This window comes from Pseudomonas sp. 22515 (assembly GCF_052044625.1).
In the GTDB taxonomy this organism is placed as follows: domain Bacteria; phylum Pseudomonadota; class Gammaproteobacteria; order Pseudomonadales; family Pseudomonadaceae; genus Aquipseudomonas; species Aquipseudomonas alloputida.
Map to the genome: position 1 here is coordinate 1 of NZ_JBQENN010000062.1, position 4,487 is coordinate 4,487.

A 4,487-nucleotide genomic window follows, 5' to 3' on the forward strand; every position below is an offset into this window, starting at 1 on the left:
GGCTGGCGACGCGCCTGCGCCTCGAACAGCTGGTGCACGCGCCAGTCGCCGGGGTAGTCGGTGGCGGTGTCGTTAAGGTCGTGCAGCACCGCTTGCGTCTGCTGCGGGCTCAGCATCGGCAACTCGCCCAACGCCGTTTCGGCGCTGCTCTCAAGCATCTGCTGCAACACCTGCAACAGGTGCTCGCCAAGTTGCTCGGCCAACCGGGCACTGAACCGTGCCCGATCGGCTTTCAACTGCAGCGACAGGTGCGTACCCAGGTTAACCACCAGCGTCAGCGGGTAGTTGGTCTGTTCGTGGTTCGCCACCTCACCAAACACCAGGCTGCTGGTGGTATCGGCCTGCAGCGCTTCGGACACCGGGTAATTCTCGAACACCAGGATGCTGTCGAACAGCGCTTCGCCGCCCTGCCCGGCCCAGCGCTGGATATCGAACAATGGCGTGTGATCGTACTCACGCAGGGCGATGTTCAGCGCCTGCACGGTGTCCAGCCAGTCACCCAGCGCTTGCTCCGGGCGGGGGCTGGCAATGACCGGCAAGGTATTGATGAACAGGCCGATCTGCTGCTCGATGCCCTTGAGTTCGGCCGGCCGCCCAGCCGTGGTCGCGCCAAAGGCGACGCAGGCCTGGCCGGTATAGCGCTGCAGCACCAGCAGCCAGGCCGCTTGCACCACGGTATTGACGGTGACCCTGCGCTCACGGGCAAAGGCGTCCAGGCGGGCGGTCTGCCGGGCATCCAGTTGCTGTACCCGCTCGACCTGCCCCTGCCCTTCGCTGCCGGCTGCCCAGTCCGTGGCCCTGGCCAGCAAAGTGGGTGCATCCAGGTCTTGCAACTGGCGGGTCCAGAACGCCTGGCGGGCTTCGCCATCCTGGCGCTGCAGCCAGGCGATATAGTCACGGAAGCGCCCCGGCCCTTGCTCCGGCACGCTGCCGTGGTACCGCTGCAGCACCTCGCCCAGCAGCCGGGTATTGCTCCAGCCATCCATCAGGATGTGGTGGCTGGTGTAGATCAGGTGATAACGCTGCGCGTCGAGGCGAATCAGGGTCAGGCGCAACAGCGGCGGCTTGCCCAGGTCGAAGCCGGCCGCGCAGTCTGCAGCAGCGAACGCCTCCAGCGCATCGGCAAGGTCGTCACGGCCACGCCAGTCATGCACCGCGAACGGCAATTGCGCCTCGCGCTGAATGATCTGCAACGGGCTGGCCAGCTCACCCCAGATGAAGCTGCCACGCAGCAGGTCATGGCAGTCGACTGCCGCTTGCCAGGCAGCACGGAAGCGCTCGGGATCCACGCCAGTCACATCGACCCGCAGCTGGTTGATGTAATCCCCGCCCTGCTGCAGCAGCGTATGGAACATCATGCCTTGCTGCATGGGTGAAAGCGGGAAGATGTCTTCGACCATCGCTGGCGGCAGCGGCAGGCTGTCGAGCTGGGCCTGGGTCAGGCCGGCCAGCGGAAAGTCCGACGGGGTCATACCGGCGTGTTCGCGCTGGCAGCAGTGTTCGACCAGGGCGCGCAGCTCGTGGCTGTATTCATCGGCCAGGCGCTGCACGGTGGCGACTTCGAACATGTCGCTGCTGAAGGTCCAGCCCAGGCTCAGCTCACCGGCGTAGACCTGGCCATTGAGCGTCAGCCAGTTACCCAATGGCGCGTCCAGGCTTTGCTCATCGCCTTTGGGGTCTGCGCAGGGCACCAGCAGCGCCTGCTCATCGGTTGCCAGGTGGCCATCCAGCTGGCCCAGATAGTTGAAGGTGATGCGCGGCACCGGCAAGGCACGCAGGCACTCACGGCTGGCAGCGTCTGCCAGGTAGCGCAGCACACCATAGCCAATGCCCTTTTCGGGCACGGCGCGCAGCTGTTCCTTGACCTGCTTGATCGACCCATCCAGCGTTGCCGCCGGGCTCAGCCGCAGCGGGAACAGGCTGGTGAACCAGCCGACCGTGCGGCCCAGGTCGAGGTTGTCGAACAGGGCTTCGCGCCCGTGCCCTTCCAGTTCGATCAGCGTCGAGGGTTCGCCGCTCCAGCGGCAGATTACCCGCGCAAGCGCAGTCAGCAGCAGGTCGTTGACCTGGGTACGATAAGCGGCCGGGGCCTGCTGCAACAGCTGTCGGGTCAGCGCCCCGTCCAGGTGGCTGTAGACCGTGTGGGCGTACCGGTTGCTCAGGGCGCCAGCGCTGTTGTCCTGCGGCAGGCTGCCGCTGGCATGGCTCAACTGCGCCTGCCAATAGCCCAGTTCGGCCTGCAACGTGTCGCTGCCGGCGTAGGCCTGCAGCTGTTCGGCCCAGGCCCTGAAGGCACTGGTCTTGGCGGGCAACTGTGGCACCTGCCCGGCCGCACACTGTTGGTAGGCCCGGTGCAAGTCCTCCAGCAGAATACGCCAGGACACCCCATCGACGACCAGATGATGGATCGCCAGCAACAGGCGCTGACTGCCGTCCGCCAAGGTTGCCAGCACCGCGCGCAGCATCGGCCCATCGGCCAGGTTGAGGCTGCGCTGGGCCTCGGTGCCCAATGCTTTTAGCTCACCGGCATCGGCCAGTGTCGCGCACCATAGCAAAGGTGGCTGTACCTGCCCGGCAGGCCGGTAGCTGGCCTGCCACTGCCCATCAACCTCGACGAAGCTCAGGCGCAGGCTGTCGTGGTGCGTGACCAGAGCCTGCAGCGCCTGCTCCAGTGCCTGTGCATCAAGCACTTGCAGCGGGCGGAACAGCACCGACTGGTTCCACTGCTGGCGGTCGGCAATGGCTGTGTCGAAGAAGGCATGCTGCACCGCCAGCAGCGGTGTGGGCCCGTGCAATGGGCGCTGGTCGGCCTGCGCCGCACACCCCACCTGGGCGACTGCGGCCAGGTCTTGTACCGTCTGGTGCTGGAACAGGTCCTTGGTGGTGAAGCGGATGCCCGCCTGACGGGCGCGGCTGACCACCTGGATCGAGACGATCGAGTCGCCACCGAGGGTGAAGAAGTTGTCGCTGCGGCCGACCCGCTCCAGCTTGAGCAGGTCCTGCCAGATCGCCGCGATCTGCTGTTCCAGCGGACCTTGCGGTGCACTGTAGGCCTGCTGCAGGGCGCTGTTGTCGGGCTTGGGCAAGGCCCTGCGGTCGAGCTTGCCGTTGGCCGTCACCGGCCAGGCCTGCACCTGCAGGATGTGCGTTGGCACCATGTAGTCCGGCAGGCTGCCCTTGAGCTGTTCGCGAAGGCTGTCGCGCAGTTCGGCGGCGTCCACTGCCATGCCCTGCTCCTCGGCCAGTACGTAGGCCACCAGCTGCTGGCCATGCCCGCTGTCCTGGGCCAGCACCACCGCCTCGCGCACCTGCGGGTGCTCCAGCACCCGTGCCTCGATTTCACCCAGTTCGATACGCAGCCCGCGCACCTTCACCTGATGGTCGATGCGCCCGCAGTACTCGATCACCCCGCTGTCGCGGTAGCGCGCCAAATCCCCGGTGCGGTACAGCCGCTGGCCGTGGCTGCCGAACGGGTCGGGCACGAAACGCTCGGCCGTCAGCGACGGGCGACGATGGTAACCACGCGCCAGGCCCTGGCCACCGAGCATCAGCTCGCCCATGGCCACCTGCGGCAGGGCTTCGAACGCCGGGCCAAGGATGTGCGTGTACAGGTTGGCGATCGGCTGGCCGATCGGCACGCTGTCACGCCCTTCGTCGACACAGGTCCAGTGGGTGACGTCGATCGCTGCCTCGGTCGGCCCGTACAGGTTGTGCAGGCGGGCACCGGGCAGGTGGCTGAACACCTGCTGCTGGGTGTCCACCGCCAGCGCCTCGCCGCTGCAGATCACCTGCCGCACGCTGTGGCAGCGCTGCAGGCCCGGCTCGCGGACGAACACCTGCAGCATCGACGGCACGAAATGCAAAGTGGTGACCTGGTGGCGCTCGATGGTGTCGATCAGCCGCTCCGGCTCGCGATGCTCCCCCGGCGCCGCCAGGGCCAGCCGTGCACCGGTCATCAGCGGCCAGAAGAACTCCCACACCGACACGTCAAAACTGAACGGGGTTTTCTGCAACACCGTGTCGGCGCCGTCCAGCGCATACGCCTGCTGCATCCACGCCAGCCGGTTATACAACGCCAGGTGGCGGTTGCCGGCGCCTTTCGGCCGCCCGGTCGAGCCGGAGGTATAGATGACGTAGGCCAGGTTCTCGGGGTGCAGCCGGCACGCCGGCACCTGCCGCGAGTACCCGCCCAGTTCGCCGGGCTGGTCCAGCAAAAGGACCTGCCCGGCAAACGCCGGCAGCTGCTCGCGCAAGTGCGCCTGGGTCAGCAGCAGTTCGATGCCGCTGTCTTCGAACATGTAGGCCAGCCGCTCGGCCGGGTAGTCCGGGTCCAGCGGTACATAGGCGGCGCCGGCTTTAAGGATCGCCAGCAGGCCAACGACCATTTCCAGCGAACGCTCGGCGGCGATACCCACCAGGCTTTCCGGGCCGACGCCCTGTTCGATCAGCTTGTGCGCCCATTGGCTGGACAGCTCGCTCAACGCCCG

At 66.8% G+C, this 4,487-nt stretch carries 1 protein-coding gene; it reads right to left on the reverse strand.

All coding sequences use genetic code 11. The features are described from left to right. A partial coding sequence (locus ACTJJN_RS26840) for an amino acid adenylation domain-containing protein (protein WP_440781789.1) occupies positions 1-4,487 on the reverse strand: 4,487 nt, incomplete at both ends.